The sequence below is a fragment of the Planomicrobium sp. CPCC 101110 genome, from assembly GCF_007859395.1.
In the GTDB taxonomy this organism is placed as follows: Bacteria; Bacillota; Bacilli; order Bacillales_A; family Planococcaceae; genus Planococcus.
Window position 1 is genome coordinate 414,705 of the sequence record NZ_VOHD01000003.1, and the last position, 16,914, is coordinate 431,618.

Sequence of the window (16,914 nt, forward strand, 5' to 3'; positions counted from 1 at the left end):
GATCGGATGGAAGAGCAGTTGAATTTAGCGCCGTGCGGCTATCTGGTGATTGACCCGTCCAACTGCATCATCGAAATGAATGAGACACTAAAGCAAATGATCGGTGCAGAAAAACCTCTGACCCATATGCATGAATTGTTGACAGTCGCCTCACGGGCCTATTTCCAAACTTATTTTGCTCCGTCTATTAAGATGCATGGCAAAGTGAATGAGATGTTTCTGACATTGAAAAGCGTAAGTGGCCGGATACCGGTGCTGATGAATACGGCGGAACGGAATGGCAGGTACGAATGTGTGCTGCTGCCGATGACCGTCCGGCAGGAATATGAGAACGAATTGCTTTTGGCAAAGCGCCAAGCCGAAAAAATCCATCGGGAAACAGCAGAAGCTTATACGAATCTTCAGGAGCTGTTGGAAGAGGTTGAAGGGAAGAAGCAGGAACTTGAAAAATTGAATGTCCAGTTGCAAGGGCTGACAATCACAGATCCACTCACAGGCCTGAAAAACCGGCGTTATTTGGATGAACAGCTGCCGCAATTGATGAGGCACTCTTTGGAGGCCGAAAAGCCGATGGCGCTGCTGGTAGTGGATATCGACCATTTTAAAAATGTGAATGATACATACGGGCATCCGGCGGGAGATTCAGTGCTTCAGGAATTGGCTTGGAAGCTTCAAGCCGTAACGCGGGACCAGGACACCGTCGCCCGTATGGGAGGAGAGGAATTTGTCATTGTCCTCCCTGACATAGACACCAGCGGGGCATTGGAGATGGCTGAGAAAATTCGGGGGAATGTCGAGCACGGGGAATGGAAACATGTGAACATTACAGTCAGTATCGGCGTTGCTGCATATGAAAGCGGCGATGACCCGGCTAGCTTGTTCTCAAAAGCGGATGAAGCGTTATACCATTCCAAAAATGCCGGGCGCAACCGTGTTACAGCGCACGGGGTAACCCAATAAAAGAGCAGGCTTGCTGGCAATTGCAGCCGGCCATAAAATGAAAATCAAAATGCGGAACCATTCAGGAGGATTAGATGGAAAGAGAAGTTGTTTTGTTGGGAGAACGGGTGGCACAGGATAAATATCTTCTTGCCGAGCTGATTCATGAAGAAGCGGTGAAAGACTTGGGCACGGCAGAGCTGAAGAATAACGAGCAACTCATGGAGGTTGTCATTAAGACGAGAGCCGGCTTTATTGAATTATTGGGCAAATCAATGCAAAATTATTTGAAACAGGAAGCATTTGACCAAATTTCGCAGTGGGGGGAAGCTACAGGCAAGTATTTTTTGGAGCAGGGGATGTCTCTGGAAAGTGCTCTGGCAGAAACCTCCGTTTACAGGAAACACATAGGGAAAGTGATCAAGACAGAAGCCTTGCACCGGAAAATGTCTGTCGAAAACATTTTTGAAGGAATGGAAGTTTTTCACTCGTTTCTGGATCATGCGGTCAGTTCTTACAGCACAGCGTATATCAAAGCTTATCAGGAGAACTTGGCAGCAGCCCGGAAAGAATTTCTTGAATTGTCGGCGCCGGTTGTGCCATTGAATGATTCTATTGCGGTTTTGCCGATAATCGGCGAACTTGATACGGACCGTGCAAGTTATATGCTTGAGAAAACATTGATGGCGGCGAGCCAGTTGCGGATCACTACGCTGATCATCGATTTGTCTGGCGTGGTAAAAGTCGATTCGATAGTGGCGCAGCAGATCATACAAATTGTTCAATCACTGAAGCTTGTGGGCGTACGCGCGATTTTGACAGGCATTCGTCCGGAAATCGCTTTGACGCTGACGCAATTGGGCGTGGACATCAACAGCCTAGATATTGGCGGAAGCTTGAAACAGGCTGTCCAGAAGTTGAATGTTTCCCATTAAAGAAAAGCCGCTGAAGAAAACTTCAGCGGCTTTTGACTTGTTCCGCAAAACCGATCCGCTTGCAGCGGAATGGTTTTGCAAATGGCTTTCCCGGCAGCTGCAACTATTCAAGAGGATTATTTTGTAGTTGCATTCAATTTGTCGGCAGGCAAAACTTCTTTTAATGCTTCAGTTTGTTCAGCTGTCAACGGGATCATCGGCAAACGGACGCCGCCCACTGAAATGCCGGTCAAGTTTAACGCGGTTTTCACTGGTGTCGGGTTTGGAGCAGCAAACAGTGCTTTCATTAACGGCAACAGCTGGCGGTGAGCGGCTGCAGCGCTTTTTGTGTCGCCCTGGCTGAAGCTTGAAATCATCTCTTGCATTTCGTTTCCGATGACGTGCGAAGCGACAGAGACAATGCCTTGTCCGCCGATTGCGAGCACTGGCAGCGTTAAGCTGTCATCGCCGCTGTAAAGGGAAAATGTCTCCGGTGTCCCTTCGATGATTGCGGCCATGGCTTCCAAATCGCCGCTTGCTTCTTTCACTGAAACGATGTTGTCGATAGCCGCCAAGCGGATGATCAGCTCGACAGACATATTGACGACGCTGCGGCCTGGAATGTTATAAAGCATGACCGGCAGGGAGGTGGCTGCCGCAATCGCCTGGAAATGCTGGAACATGCCTTCTTGGGAAGGTTTGTTGTAATAGGGCGCTACAAGCATGATGCCGTCAACACCGGCTTCTTCCGCTTGCTTGGTCAGGGAGATCGAGGCGCGTGTATTGTTGGAGCCTGTTCCGGCAATAACCGGAATCCGTCCATTGACAGCGGCTACAACAAATTTGAACAATTCCACTTTTTCTTCCGTCGATAAAGCCGGTGATTCTCCAGTTGTGCCTGCAACGACCAATCCATCCGATCCATTGGCGATCAAATACTCTATCAATGCTTTTGCTGCTTGAAAATCAACTTCTCCGTTTGCGTCAAAAGGAGTTACCATCGCTGTTACTACTTGGCCAAAATTCATAAGCTCACACCCTTATCATTTTTTTAATATCTATTCCTGAGGTGTTGGGCAGCTGTAGATAAACAAAAAAGCACCAACGAGGGTCTCGTTGGTGCAGTAGAAACAATGTTTACCGATCGTTTCTGTGCGTCAGATAGCCCTCCATATAGTTTCCTATATGACAGTCCGGCATTTGTTCAATGCAGAACCAGCGGTAAAGAGCATGAGCTTCTTGCCGCTTCGGCAAATCCCCCTTTCCACAAACGTCACCGGACCTCATGCTCCTCTGTTTGTATACTGATGGTTTTTGCACCTCTATCCTCACTTCAAATGAATGAAGCAGGAAATATTGAATTAGCTAGACTTTAACAAAAATCTCTTTTAAATGCAAGAGAAATCGGGTATTGTTTTGCCGAAAAGCGAGGTGGAAAGCGATGAAAGAAAGGGATTATGACAAACGGTTGGATGTAAAAACAGAAGGCAACCAGAGCGGATTCAACGATTCTCCGCATTTTCACCGCTATGAGCCGACCCCTTACGCTTTGCTTGAGCGGCTATTCGCTCAATATAAACTTGAGGCAGGGGATCGGCTGGTCGACTTCGGCTGCGGGAAAGGAAGGTTGAATTTTTATGTCCACCATTTGTTTGGCATTGAAACTGCCGGAGTTGAACTGAATCCAATCTTCTTCAACGAAGCATTGGAAAATCAGGAGCAGTATGCCAAAAAGAGAAAAGACGCCAGCGGCAAAATCCGGTTCTATTGCTGTCCGGCTCAGGAATATGAGATTAGCCGAAAGGACAACCGCTTTTATTTTTTCAACCCATTTTCCGTCCAGGTTTTCATGTCTGTCATTGCCAATATCCTGCGCTCGGTTGAAGTGGCGGGGCGTGAAGTGGAAGTGCTGCTGTTTTTTCCGTCAGACGACTATATCGACTTTCTCGAACGCCGGACTTCTTTTGAATTGAAAGAGGAAATCGTGTTGCCGGGGGCACAAAAAGATCCGCGGGAGCGCTTTTTAGTTTACCGTCTTTCAGGAAGCGGATTAGAAACCTGAAGGATTTGGGTATAGGCAAATACAGCGTGAAATGAAGAAAGCGGGGAGATCTTATGAAATGGCAAGGCAGAAGGGCGAGCAGGAATGTGGAGGACAGGCGCGGAAGGGGCGGTGGCGGCAAGCTTGTCGGCGGCGGGCTTGGCGGGTTGGTGATCGTTTTGATCGTAGCGCTTATGGGCGGCGATCCGACAGCAGTTTTAAATGAATTGAACGGTGCCGGTTCCGCTTCGGTCGAGCCATATGTTGAAACGGCGGAAGACCAGGAGCGGGCAGAGTTCGTGTCGGTTGTGCTGGCGGATACCGAACAGATCTGGTCGCAAGTTTTTGCGGAGGAAGGCATGGAATACGTCGAGCCGACCCTGGTCTTGTTCACGGGCAGCGTCGAGTCAGCATGCGGAACTGCGGGAGCTTCTGTCGGGCCATTCTATTGTCCGGGCGACCAGAAACTGTATATCGATTTGAGTTTTTATGACGAGCTGCAGCAGCAGTTTCAGGCACCTGGAGATTTTGCTATGGCGTACGTCATTGCCCATGAAGTCGGCCACCATGTGCAGAACTTGCTTGGAGTGATGGAGGAAGTCCAACCGCTTCGCAACCAGCTCAGCGAAGAAGAATATAACAAGCTGCAGGTCCGGCTTGAACTGCAGGCGGATTATTTGTCCGGCGTCTGGGCACACCATGCGGAAGACATGGGGCTGCTGGAAGCAGGCGACCTGGAAGAGGCGTTGACGGCGGCAAGCGCAGTCGGCGATGATACTATCCAGCAGCGGGCGCGCGGCTATGTGGTGCCGGAAAGTTTTACCCATGGCACGAGCGAGCAGCGAAAAAAATGGTTTTACCGCGGTTTTGAGGCCGGCAACTTAAAAGAAGGCGATACGTTCAATGCGAAGGACTTGTGACGGAATAGTTGCTGGAAATCAGGAAACCGAGGGCGGAGCATTGATATTTCGGCCATTGTGATTCATTATAAGAATAGACAGTCTTTTCGTGCTTGGCGCGGGAAGAAATACATTTCTGTAAAGGAAGTTCACTATGGCTGAAGAAAATATCACGCGTATACAACTAGGCGAAAAAGAACTGATTTTGATCGGAACTGCGCATGTATCCAAACAAAGTGCGGAGCAAGTCAAACAGGTTATTGAAGCGGAGCGGCCAGACTCGGTATGCATCGAGCTGGATGCCCAGCGCTACCAATCCGTAACAGAAAACAGCAAGTGGAAAGAAATGGATATTTTTAAGGTGATCAAAGAGAAAAAAGCTAGCTTGCTGCTGATGAACCTGGCAATTTCATCGTTCCAGAACCGGCTGGCCGACCAGTTCGGCATCAAGCCTGGACAGGAAATGATCCAAGGCATTGAGTCGGCAAAAGAAACCGGCGCCAACCTGGTTCTTGCTGACCGCAATATCCAAATCACGTTTTCCCGTATTTGGGGCAACATCGGCTTGATGGGGAAAGCCCAGCTATTGACGTCGGTGTTCTTCAGCATCTTCAACAAAGAAACGATTTCGGAAGAAGATTTGGAGAAGATGAAATCGCAGGATACGTTGAATGCAGTGTTGGATGATTTCACTAAAGCATTTCCTAAGCTGAAAACGCCATTGATCGATGAACGCGACCAGTACCTGGCGCAGAAGATCAAAGAAGCGCCGGGCAGGAAAGTTGTAGCGGTACTCGGTGCGGCGCACGTGCCGGGCATTACGAAGGAAGTCCATCGCGACCATGATTTGGAGGCGCTCAACAAACGGCCGGCAAAATCCAAATGGCCGAAAATTCTTGGCTGGGCACTGCCGGTTCTGCTGGTGGCGATCATCGCCTATACGTTTTACTTGAATCCGGCGGCAGGCATCGACCAGACAATAAGCTGGATCCTTTGGACAGCAACGCTTGGCGCGATTGGCGCGGCTGTGGCATTTGGCCATCCGCTTGCAATTTTAACGGCTTTTGTCGGCGGTCCGGTAGGGGCGCTGCATCCCTTGCTTGCCGCAGGCTGGTTTTCCGGTCTTGCGCAAGCGTATATCCGCCGTCCGAATGTCGGCGATTTTGAAACTCTGTCGAGGGATGTCTTTACCGTAAAAGGGTTCTGGGACAACAAGGTCACCCGTGTTCTATTGGTGGTCGTTTTGACCAATCTCGGGACTGCAGCAGGCAATATTATCGGCGGCGCGGATGTTATCCGGCTGTTTCTGAAAAATCTATAATGGCTAGTCAGCCGGAACCGGACGGGAAAATTCCCGCCCGGTTTTTCTTTTGGACATGATAGTTCACTCTGGAAGTGGGTATAGCAGAAATAAGAATATGAACACGGGGGGCGCAACAAATGGGTCTTTTCTTGGCGGGAATCGTACTCTGGTCGCTGGTCATTTTATCGGTCGTGCTTCTGGTCGTTGGGATTTGGAAAAAATCGTGGCAGCTGCTTGCCTGGAGCGGAGCCGCGATGCTGCTGCCCAGTTTGCTGATATTCATGGGAGATGATGGGATTTGGTTCAAGCTGGCCATTTTACCGCCAATTTTAGTGTTTACAGGCGCCTATTACATCAAGCATAAGATGAAACACACTTTTTAGGGAACAATCCTGAGCGGAACAGAAATTCCATGGCGATGCTGCTTTCAGGGTCTCTAGGCTGACGAGGTGATGGCTGTAGTGGAAAGGCAACCGGCTTTAGCGGAACCGGATTTTAAAAAAGTGCCTTTTTTGGCTGTTTTAATGGCAGGGGTGTTTGTCGCTATTTTGAACCAGACTCTCCTTGCGACTGCCTTGCCGCACATTATGGAAGACTTGAAGATCAACGCAAATACTGCGCAGTGGCTGACGACCGTCTTTATGCTGGTCAATGGGGTCATGATTCCAGTCACTGCTTTTTTGATTGGAAAGTTTTCAACGAGGCGGCTGTTTCTGACTGCAATGGGCTTGTTTGCTGCCGGAACGATCATTTGTGCATTTGCTCCTGGCTTTTCGCTGTTGATAGTCGGCAGAATCATTCAAGCATCCGGAGCAGGCATTATGATGCCGCTGACCCAGACAATTTTCTTTGTGGTTTTTCCAGTTGAAAAACGCGGACAGGCGATGGGGTTATTCGGTCTAGTGATTGCATTCGCCCCCGCCATTGGACCGGCTTTGTCCGGATGGATTGTCGGGGAATATCCATGGCGGGCACTGTTCTATATTATTATTCCGATTGCAGTAATCGATTTTATTTTGGCGGTTTTCTTACTGAGAAATGTGACGAAGCGGACATTTCCAACGCTTGATGTGCCATCGGTCATTCTGTCGACCCTCGGCTTCGGCGGTATTTTGTACGGCTGTTCAAGTGCGGGCAACCACGGGTGGGGAAGTGCCGAGGTCCTGAGCTCGATTGTTGTCGGCGTCATTTCATTGATTTTGTTTATCCGACGCCAATTCCGTTTGAAGGAGCCGCTCCTTGAATTCAAAGTATTCACTTACGGGATTTTTACACTGTCGACAATCTTAAGCGTTATTGTTTTCATTTCCATGATCGGCAGTGCGACTATATTGCCGATCTATATGCAGAATATGCATGGTTTTACTGCGCTTGAATCCGGCTTGATGTTATTGCCAGGAGCCATTTTGATGGGCTTGATGAATCCGGTCAGCGGCAAGATTTTCGATGCCGTCGGAGGCAAGTGGCTGGCCATTTCCGGCTTGTCAATTGTGACCATAACGACATTCCAGTTCTCGGTGTTGACAACGGATACGACCTTTGCTTATTTGACAACTGTAAACGCCTTGCGGATGGCGGGTGTCGCCATGGTCATGATGCCGGTGACGACAGCAGGGCTCAATCAGTTGCCGGAACGGCTGATTCCGCATGGCACAGCCATGAGCAATACGATGAGGCAAGTATCAGGTTCAATCGGAACAGCTTTGCTAGTTACGATCATGACAAGCACTGCATTGGATCCGGAACAATACGGGGCGGATGGTCTAGTGCGCGGGGTGAATATTTCGTTTGTCGCAGCGGGCGTGCTGAGCGGGATTGGGGTAGTGATGGCCTTTTTTCTTAAACGGGCGGTGCCGGAGGAAGAAAAAAATTGATGTTATCCATTCCCGCAAAAAAGGGCGCCATTCAAAGGGAATCATTCAAGTGGCGGCGAGTCTTTTCAAGAAGGCTGGTTTTTTGTCACAACCTGTCCATTTACTTCTGTTGTTTTCTTTGGTAAGATGTCTGACGACTGAAAATATAGGCTTGGAATTGCCTTAATATTCTAAGCAGGAAATAAACTAATGAGGTGAAGCTGTGAATTTATTGTGGGGGTTACTCGGCATAGTCGTTGTTTTAGGCATTGCCTTCTTATTGTCCGGAGCTAAAAAGTCCATCAAGCCACGAACCATCCTTGGCGGTTTGGCCATCCAAATCACATTCGCGTTTATGGTGCTTGAATGGGATTTAGGAAGAAGAGCATTGTTGGGACTGTCCAACCTTGTGCAGAACGTGATCAATTACGCAGGGGAAGGGATCAGTTTCGTATTCGGCCCGGCGGCTGATACGGCAAACTTCGGTTTCGTATTCGCGTTCCAAGTATTGACGATCATCATCTTCTTCTCTTCTTTGATTTCTGTTCTTTATTACCTTGGCATTATGCAAGTCATCATTAAAATTTTGGGAGGCGCGCTGTCAAAACTTCTTGGAACCAGTAAAGCGGAGTCCATTTCGGCTGCAGCGAACATTTTCGTCGGCCAGACGGAAGCTCCGCTTGTTGTGCGCCCATTCATTGCAGGAATGACAAAATCCGAATTGTTTGCCATCATGACAGGCGGTTTGGCTTCGGTGGCCGGTTCGACATTGGCCGGGTACGCGCTTCTTGGCGTTCCGCTTGAGTATTTGCTGGCTGCAAGCTTCATGGCGGCTCCGGCCGGTTTGATCATGGCTAAAATAATGATGCCGGAAACCGAGAAAGTGGAAGAGAAAGACTTTATTATGGAAAAAGACAAAACCTCGGTCAACGTAGTGGATGCTGCGGCACGCGGCGCGGCTGATGGCCTGCAGCTGGCTTTGAATGTAGGAGCCATGCTATTGGCGTTCATCGCATTGATTGCGTTATTGAACGGAATGCTTGGAGGAATCGGCAGCTGGTTCGGCGCGGAAAATCTGACAATCCAAAGCATCCTTGGCATCATCTTTTCACCGCTTGCCTTTGCAATCGGAGTGCCTTGGGCGGAAGCTGTCCAAGCCGGAAGCTTTATCGGCCAAAAATTGGTGCTCAACGAATTTGTTGCATACACAGCATTTGCACCTGAAATCGCTAACCTGTCACCTAAAACGGTTATCGTCGTCAGCTTTGCCCTTTGCGGTTTCGCAAACTTAAGCTCACTGGCAATCCTGCTTGGCGGCCTTGGCGCAATGGCGCCGACCCGCCGTCCGGACATCGCACGCCTGGGCCTTCGGGCTGTCGCGGCGGGTATGCTTGCTTCACTGTTAAGCGCGGCAATTGCCGGCATGTTCATCTGATTCAATAAAATCAAAAGCATCTGCGAAACTGCAGATGCTTTTTTGTTTGTGAAAGCTGATGTTATAAAATATGGGAGTTTTGTGCGCCCGTTCTGCCCATCTATTTACTGGTGAGACTCCAGTGCTATAAAGCACATTTCCTTGACAGTCTCTTCTTTTTTCATTACACTTCTATATTGGCTCACCTATTCTAAATAGGAAGAGCGGGTTGGGAGAGGGCTAATTTAATAGAAGGTAGAAACTATGTTGAAGTGGTTGGACCGATTTTTTGGTCTTCAAACGAATGAAACAACAGTGAAACGTGAAATGTCAGCGGGACTGATCGGGTTTTTCACAGTGGTTTATATCATTGTGGTCAACTCGCTTATTTTGTCGGAAGCTGGCATGCCGCTTGAAGGCGCAATTGTTGCCACGATCGCGGCGTCCGTATTCGGCTGCCTGGTCATGGGATTGTTGGGCAACGCCCCGATTTTGCTTGTGCCAGGTATGGGGATCAACGCGCTGTTTTCGTACACGATGGTCCAGTCGATGGGCTTATCGTGGCAGGAGGCGCTGGGTGTCGTTTTCGTTTCAGGCGTTATTTTTGCGGCAGTAGCATTTACGCGGTTTGCAAAACTGGTGAGTGCTGCTGTGCCGCATTCACTGAAAGAAGCGATTACGGTCGGGCTTGGACTGTTCCTTATGCTGATCGGCCTTGAAAAAGGCGGCATCGTGGAGCGGGGGACGGCTTCGATCCTGGCGCTCGGTTCACTTGGCGAAGCGCATGTGCTGGCGACCGTTTTGACATTTGTCGTGGCCATTATTTTGTTCGTCCGAAATGTGCCGGGGAATTTCCTGATCACCATTGTAGCGGGAACGGTGATTGCGTCCTTTTTTGGCCTGATCGATTTCAGCCAAATGGAAGGCGGGTCGCTCAATGCTGCAGAAGCTTTTTCGGTGTTCGGTGCGTTATCATTCGATGGGATTCTATCGATGACGTTCTGGATAGCGGTCTTTTCGCTGACGATGGTGCTGGTTTTTGAAAACATCGGCCTTGTCCACGGGCAAGTCAATTTTATTGGCCGTCCCGAAAAGTTCGGCCGCGCGTTTCAAGCAACTTCCTTGTCGTCAATGGCTTCCGGCATTTTTGGAACGAGCCCGACAGTAGCATCTGTTGAAAGCGCGTCGAGCATGGTGGCTGGCGGCCGTACTGGCTTGACAGCCATTACCGCGGGCATCCTGTTTTTGGTTTCAGCGTTTTTCATACCGGTTATCAAACTGATACCGGACAGTGCCATTGCGCCGATTCTTGTTATTATCGGCGGGCTCATGCTGCAGAACATCCGCAATCTCGATATGCAGGATATGAGCGAAAGCTTTCCGGCATTGCTGATCATTGCGCTCATTCCGTTTACGTACAGCATCGCAGACGGCATCGGCATCGGCTTTATCCTTTATCCGATTCTAAAAATCGCGATTGGCAAAGCCCGCGAAGTATCCGTAACATTATATATTATCGCCGCCTTGTTCCTGGTGAACTTCATCTTCCAGGTGGTCGGTTGACCCCAAAGCGCATTTGCTTACGCGAATGCGCTTTTTATATTTCCGGCCGATGTCTGGCCCGAAGGCGGGCATGGTATACTGAAAGCACAAGAAGTTGAAAGGAGTTGGCATCCACATGAAATTTACTAAAACAAAAATGGAACGGCTCGTCAATGACAACCCGGAATTGAAAAAGCAATTAAAGACGTTGATGAAGGATATGGACTTGGAGAAGAACTTTGCACTAAAAGCACTTTACCATTCTCAAGTGACCGATAATGGACCGTACCAGTCGGCCTATCAGGATTTGGACTCAGAGTAAACGGTTGGTTTTTCCGGTAAAATTATCTATATATATTTTATACAATTATTATTGCGCCATACAAAAAATCCCGCTAAGTTGCTTTAGCGGGATTTTTCTCTTTTTATAGTGGCTGCTTGAGGAGCCAATCTTGCCAGATTTCATAGCTTGGGCCAAGGTGGGCAATCTTTCCATCGATTTTATCTTCTGGTACACCTTGTCCACCGATAAGAAAACGAATATCTGAATTCACTTTAGCCAGCTTTTTGACATACTGGTCAACAGCAGGCAATAGATCCTCTGTCGATATTGACATGCAGACGATTTTGAAGTTCTGCCGCAATACCAGTTCATCGAGGCCTTCAAGCGGGGTATCAGGCCCAATATAGGCTACTGAAAAGCCGTTTTCCCGCAAGAATAACGTGAACAGCAGCAAGCCGAGCTGATGGTGCTCACCGCTCGGGCAAAGGGCGATTGCTTTCGGCAGATTGTCAGACGTAGGAAATACCCGGAAAAACTGGTTGAATCGCTGTTGGATAATATGGCTGATCAAATGCTCATGGGCGACAGAAATAGTGCCGTTTTCCCATTCCTCTCCTATGCGGACCATCAAAGGGACAATGATCGAGAAAAAAACAGTGCGGTAATGGAACAGAGAAAAGTTCAAATCCAGCAGGTAATTGAAACGCTCGGTATCCATTTCAGCTGCAGCTGCATAAAGTTCCTGTATTTGTTTATCATAAGGCTGGTCAATGCGTTCTTCTGTTTCATCCGGTTTTGAGTGGAATTTTTTCCTGGAAAGATGAAGCTGCTGAACCGCTTGGCTAATCTTCATGCCTTTTTCCTGCACTTGGATTTTCAGCCATTTCAAATCTTCTAAGTTCTGGTCCGAATAAAGGCGATGCCCCGATTCCGTACGCGCAGGGGTAATCGCATCATAGCGTGTTTCCCATGAACGGATGGTCACTTTTGGCATATCTAGTATTTTGGCGGCTGCTTTGATATTGTACATAGCATTACCTACATTTCTATAGTTTAGTCGGAGAGTTATATAATTATTATACATCCTGCAGGAGTAATGCGTAAAGCTGGGCACACTCTGGCGCGGGCACATAAAAAGCCGATTCCTCCATAAGTCGGGGAATCAGCTTTTTCTCAGGATATTACAGCAGTCGGTTTTGCGGTGCGTGAGCGTTGCCAGATGACGGTGATAGCCGTTGTGATAAGCAGCAACAGCAAGCCCAGAATAAACGGATAAACGATATTGATATCGTACAGCATGCCAGCAAGCAGCGGTCCCATGACATTGCCGATGCTCATATAAGCATTGTTCATGCCCATGGCAAAACCTACTTCGCCTTCCGCCATTTTCGAAATCATCGTATTGAGCACAGGGCGCAAAATAGACGATGCCAGGAAAATAATCAAAGATACGGCGAAAAACATCTCATAGTTTCCAGCGACCAATGACAACAAGAATCCGGCGGCGGCAACAATCAGGAATGTGATGAGGATAGCCGTCTCGCCAAAGCGGCGGACAATACGGTCCACGACGAACAATTGGACAATGACACTGACTATGCCCGTTGCGGTAATCATGAATGCGATATCTTTGGCAGTTGACTGGAATTGATTGTCCAAATACAAGCCGACAACCGACTCGTATGCCAACAAGCCGAAGCTCATAACCAGCGTGATGATCAGCGGGATAAAATAAGGCATATTGACCGAACGGCCGATTTTTTTGAACATCGATTCTTGTTCGGCAAGAAGCATCGCTTCAGTTTGTTCTCCAACAGGAGCCTCATTTTCTTTCAATAAAGCAATAGAGAAGAGGACTGCCGCAAGCGATACGAACGCCGAAACCAAGAACGGCAATTTAAGATCGTAATCAGCAAGAAACCCGCCGATGCCAGGCCCTACGACGATGCCGAGTGACATGGCAGCGGAAACGAGGCTGTTGCCTTTTGCGCGCTGAGCATGCGTAGTGATGTCCGCAATATAGGCGAAGATTGCGGGAACGAGCATAGCCGCACCCACTCCGCCGATAACGCGGGAAAAATACAAGACCCAGATGGAGTCGGAGGCATAAAAGACGAACATCGAAGCGGTCAAGCCCGCCAGACCATAGATGATCATCTTGCGGCGGCCATACTGGTCCGCCCATTTTCCGGCAATAGGGGAAAACAGGAATTGCGCGGCAGCGAAAATCGCAATCATCAGGCCGGCAGCCATGCCGCCTTGGTTGATGGAAGCCAAATAAGAAGGGAGGATCGGGATGATGATTCCGAAACTGGCAATGGCGATAAACATATTGATCATTAAGATGATTATTTTCTTTCTTTGTTCTGCGGACATGAAGAAAAGAGCCTCATTTCTATAGGGTGATTATTTTTCGGTATACTAAAATCTTGAATACAACCTTTTATAGAATAGGGTTGGTTGTAGCCTTTGTCAATGGAACAAACTTAACTTGCCGCCGTTTTTTTAAAACTTGAACGTGCTCCGAGCCAAAGAAAAAGCTGAATCCTAAGAAAGGGATTCAGCTTCAAGTGCAAGGGTTTCTTCTGTAGCTTTTGTGATGGTTCTTTTGCCGCTTGAACGATACCAAGCGACAGTGATGCCAATTGTCACCAGCAGAATCGCTAAACCGAGAATGAACGGATAAACCATATTCACATCGTATAACATCCCCGCTGACACAGGGCCGACTACATTGCCGATGCTCATATAAGAAGTGCTCATTCCCATGGCAAAGCCGACTTCGCCTTTTGCCATCTTGGAAATCAGGATATTCAATACTGGGCGAAGAATGCTCATCGCGAAGAAAATGATTAACGTGACAACAAAGAACATGACATAGCTTCCGGCAGCCAGTGCCAATACAAAGCCGGAAGATGCAACACCGAGGAATGTAATAAGGACAGGAATTTCGCCAAAGCGGCGAATTAGGCGGTCAACCGCGAAAAGCTGCGTAAGGACGCTGACAGTTTGTATAGCCATGCACATCAAAGCGATGTCGGTGACACTGGCGTTGAACTCATCATTCAAAACCAGGCCGAAAATCGATTCATAGGCGACCAAACCAAAACTCATGGCAAATGTGATGATCAGCGGAATAAAATACGGCATTTTCGTAGATCTGGCGATTTTTTGGGACATCGACTCTTCATCTTCCAGATCCCGGACATTTGCCTGGCCTAAACGGGCCGGATCCGATTCTTTCAAAAAGAAAAAGGAAAAAACGACTGCGCCCAATGTAATCCAAGCGGAGACCAGGAACGGCAGCTTTACGTCCATATCGGACATCATGATGCTGAGCGCGGGACCGGAAACAAGTCCAAGCGACATGGAAGCCGTGACAAGGCCGGTTCCTTTCGCTCTTTGTTCCGGTGTTGTGATATCGGCAGTATAGGCGAAGACGGCAGGTATAAGAAAAGCGTCACCGATGCCTCCGATAACTCGTGCAGTATATAAAACCCATAAGGAGTCGGTAGAATAAAACAAGAACATGCCGACGCATAAAAGAATCAGGCCGGAGATAATCATTTTTCGACGGCCGAATTGATCGGTCCATTTTCCGCCAAGCGGAGAAAAAAGCAATTGGGCGCCGGCAAAGATAGCGATGATCAGGCCTGATGCCAAGCCGCCTTGGTTGATGGATTCCAGATATGCCGGAATTACGGGGCCGGTGATTCCAAAACTCGTTATGGCAATAAACATAGTTATCATTAATATCGCGATTTTTTTTCGCTGATTTCTAGACATTGAAAATTAATCCTCATTTCAAATATATTATTTCACTATTACTTGGTCTTTTGGCAACTTTCATATAGTATGCTCGTCGAAGCGTGAAGTCAACATATTAATCCAAATTTTATTATAAAAGAGGTTTGAAAATATGTTTTGTTAAAAACATATTTTTGAAAGAGAATTTCGACAATTTTTTTGGAAGAGCTTTCAATGCTGTGAGGGAAGGAATTGGGATGAAAGCGCATCTTGCAACAAATCGGCTCGTTGTTTGAAAAAAAGGGAACAGGGAATGTCAAAACTGTGACGCGCAAGGGTGGAATAATCGGAGTTTTAGAGCAGGCCTTTAAGAGAAATGATGCACAGGATTTATAATAGAGATAAGCGGAAAACATAATTCAAACCCGAAAGGTGACAGTGATGGAAAACAACATTCATCGAATTCAAGCCATTCAATTGCAAGACCGTATTATAGAAGCGGAAACAGCAGCCTCATGGATTCAAGACGGCATGACCCTCGGACTGAGCGGGTTTACCCGCGCAGGCGACGCCAAGGCGATACCTTATGCTTTGGTGCAGCGGGCAGAATTGGAAAGCTTCAAAGTGAATGTGTTCACCGGGGCCTCGCTCGGCTCGGATATCGATAAATTGTTTGCAGAAGCGGGCATCGTCAACAAGCGTTTGCCGTTCCAGGCAGATCCTGCCATGCGCAAAAAAATCAACGAAGGCGATATGCTGTTTGTTGACCATCACTTGTCCCATACAGCAGAGTGGATCAAAGCGAATGTCATCGAACCGATAGACTTTGCAATCATTGAGGCGCTTTCGATTACAGAAGATGGCATGATTATCCCGACAACTTCTGTTGGAAACTCGGCCCTTTTTGTCAAGCACGCCAAAAATGTCATTGTGGAAATCAATTTGGACCAGCCTGAGCTTTTTGAAGGAATCCACGATATATACGATACCGGGAAGCAAGGAGAGCGTTCACCGATTCCGTTGACCAAAGCGAGTGACCGCATCGGCACAGTCGGCATTCCGGTGGAACTGGAAAAAGTCAGGGGGATTGTATTTACCCGGCAAGAAGACTCGCCATCGCCGATTGTTCCGCCAGATACTGAGACGGAAATCATAGCGGGCCATCTTTTGGAGTTCCTGCGTTCTGAAGTCAAAGCGGGACGGCTGACGGAAAAATTGGCGCCGCTGCAATCCGGAATCGGTTCTGTTGCAAATGCCGTATTGGAAGGGTTGATCGATTCCGAATTCAGCGATTTGGAGATGTATTCAGAAGTGCTGCAGGATGCCGTATTTGACTTGATCGATGCAGGAAAAGTTAAATTTGCATCAAGTTCTTCCATTACATTGTCGCATGAAAAAATGGAGCAGGTTTACACCAATTTTGAAAAGTATCGCGATAAGATCATCCTGCGGCCGCAGGAAATTTCCAATCATCCGGAAATCATCCGCCGCCTCGGCCTGATTTCGATCAACACAGCATTGGAATTTGATATTTACGGCAACGTCAATTCCACTCATGTGTCAGGAACAAAAATGATGAACGGCATCGGCGGCTCCGGAGACTTTGCCCGCAACGCGCGCCTTGCGGTATTCGTCACCAAATCAATCGCCAAGGATGGCAGAATTTCCAGTATCGTGCCATTTGTTTCGCACGTGGACCACACGGAGCACGACGTGGATATTGTCGTGACGGAACAGGGGTACGCCGACTTGCGCGGGCTAGCGCCGCGCGAACGGGTAGAGTTGATCATCGAAAACTGTATGCATCCGATGTACCGGGAACAGATGCGTGCATATTATAACGAAGCGTTGACACGCGGCGGGCAGACGCCGCATGTTTTGGAGAAAGCATTTTCTTGGCACACGAGCCTTGCGCAAGCAGGGACGATGCTTCAACAAAAAGAACAGTTTATTTGAAAATATAAAACCCAGCCAGTCCC

General features: G+C 48.2%; 15 protein-coding genes and 1 riboswitch. Of the genes, 11 read left to right on the plus strand and 4 right to left on the minus strand.

The window, feature by feature from the left end:
• The first annotated feature begins 6 nt into the window (after positions 1-6).
• Positions 7-960, plus strand: coding sequence for a GGDEF domain-containing protein (locus FQV30_RS02180; protein ID WP_146498505.1), 954 nt, complete (start codon positions 7-9; stop codon positions 958-960).
• Positions 961-1,034: 74 nt separating this feature from the next.
• Entirely contained in the window at positions 1,035-1,874 is an 840-nt protein-coding gene (locus tag FQV30_RS02185; protein WP_146498506.1) for an STAS domain-containing protein, read from the plus strand.
• A gap of 116 nt (positions 1,875-1,990) precedes the next feature.
• Here the strand turns inward: FQV30_RS02185 and dapA are convergent, their stop codons facing one another.
• Positions 1,991-2,881, minus strand: a complete 891-nt coding sequence (gene dapA, locus FQV30_RS02190) for a 4-hydroxy-tetrahydrodipicolinate synthase (RefSeq protein WP_146498507.1) — start codon at positions 2,879-2,881, stop codon at positions 1,991-1,993.
• A 126-nt stretch (positions 2,882-3,007) separates the two neighbouring features.
• A riboswitch (Lysine riboswitch) is annotated at positions 3,008-3,186 on the minus strand.
• A gap of 108 nt (positions 3,187-3,294) precedes the next feature.
• Between dapA and FQV30_RS02195 the strand changes: the two genes are divergently transcribed.
• The 8 genes from FQV30_RS02195 (at position 3,295) to FQV30_RS02230 (ending at position 11,227) form a co-directional block, all read left to right on the plus strand.
• Positions 3,295-3,915, plus strand: coding sequence for an SAM-dependent methyltransferase (locus tag FQV30_RS02195; protein ID WP_146498508.1), 621 nt, complete (start codon positions 3,295-3,297; stop codon positions 3,913-3,915).
• A 53-nt stretch (positions 3,916-3,968) separates the two neighbouring features.
• Complete coding sequence (gene ypfJ / locus FQV30_RS02200) at positions 3,969-4,814, plus strand: KPN_02809 family neutral zinc metallopeptidase (protein WP_146498509.1); 846 nt, start codon at positions 3,969-3,971, stop codon at positions 4,812-4,814.
• A 133-nt stretch (positions 4,815-4,947) separates the two neighbouring features.
• The gene (locus tag FQV30_RS02205; protein WP_146498510.1) at positions 4,948-6,114 is read left to right on the plus strand and encodes a TraB/GumN family protein; all 1,167 of its coding nucleotides are present in this window, start codon (positions 4,948-4,950) and stop codon (positions 6,112-6,114) included.
• A 119-nt stretch (positions 6,115-6,233) separates the two neighbouring features.
• Positions 6,234-6,479: a hypothetical protein gene (locus tag FQV30_RS02210; RefSeq protein ID WP_146498511.1), complete on the plus strand. Its 246-nt coding sequence runs from the start codon at positions 6,234-6,236 to the stop codon at positions 6,477-6,479.
• Between the two features lie 141 nt (positions 6,480-6,620).
• Complete coding sequence (locus FQV30_RS02215) at positions 6,621-7,970, plus strand: DHA2 family efflux MFS transporter permease subunit (RefSeq protein WP_370512365.1); 1,350 nt, start codon at positions 6,621-6,623, stop codon at positions 7,968-7,970.
• A 202-nt stretch (positions 7,971-8,172) separates the two neighbouring features.
• The gene (locus FQV30_RS02220; RefSeq protein WP_146498513.1) at positions 8,173-9,384 is read left to right on the plus strand and encodes a NupC/NupG family nucleoside CNT transporter; all 1,212 of its coding nucleotides are present in this window, start codon (positions 8,173-8,175) and stop codon (positions 9,382-9,384) included.
• Between the two features lie 243 nt (positions 9,385-9,627).
• Positions 9,628-10,926 (plus strand): NCS2 family permease, encoded by a 1,299-nt coding sequence (locus FQV30_RS02225; RefSeq protein ID WP_146498514.1) that lies wholly within the window; start codon positions 9,628-9,630, stop codon positions 10,924-10,926.
• A 115-nt stretch (positions 10,927-11,041) separates the two neighbouring features.
• Positions 11,042-11,227, plus strand: coding sequence for a hypothetical protein (locus tag FQV30_RS02230; protein WP_146498515.1), 186 nt, complete (start codon positions 11,042-11,044; stop codon positions 11,225-11,227).
• Between the two features lie 103 nt (positions 11,228-11,330).
• Here the strand turns inward: FQV30_RS02230 and FQV30_RS02235 are convergent, their stop codons facing one another.
• The 3 genes from FQV30_RS02235 to FQV30_RS02245 all read right to left on the minus strand — a co-directional run bounded on the left by FQV30_RS02235 (position 11,331) and on the right by FQV30_RS02245 (position 14,974).
• Positions 11,331-12,218 (minus strand): MerR family transcriptional regulator, encoded by an 888-nt coding sequence (locus FQV30_RS02235; protein ID WP_146498516.1) that lies wholly within the window; start codon positions 12,216-12,218, stop codon positions 11,331-11,333.
• A 143-nt stretch (positions 12,219-12,361) separates the two neighbouring features.
• Positions 12,362-13,564, minus strand: a complete 1,203-nt coding sequence (locus tag FQV30_RS02240) for an MFS transporter (protein WP_146498517.1) — start codon at positions 13,562-13,564, stop codon at positions 12,362-12,364.
• Positions 13,565-13,735: 171 nt separating this feature from the next.
• Positions 13,736-14,974 carry an MFS transporter gene (locus FQV30_RS02245; protein WP_146498518.1) on the minus strand — a complete coding sequence of 413 codons (1,239 nt, stop codon included), beginning with the start codon at positions 14,972-14,974 and terminating at the stop codon, positions 13,736-13,738.
• A gap of 402 nt (positions 14,975-15,376) precedes the next feature.
• Between FQV30_RS02245 and FQV30_RS02250 the strand changes: the two genes are divergently transcribed.
• Positions 15,377-16,891 (plus strand): succinyl-CoA:acetate CoA-transferase ScpC, encoded by a 1,515-nt coding sequence (locus FQV30_RS02250; protein WP_146498519.1) that lies wholly within the window; start codon positions 15,377-15,379, stop codon positions 16,889-16,891.
• Positions 16,892-16,914 lie beyond the last annotated feature (23 nt).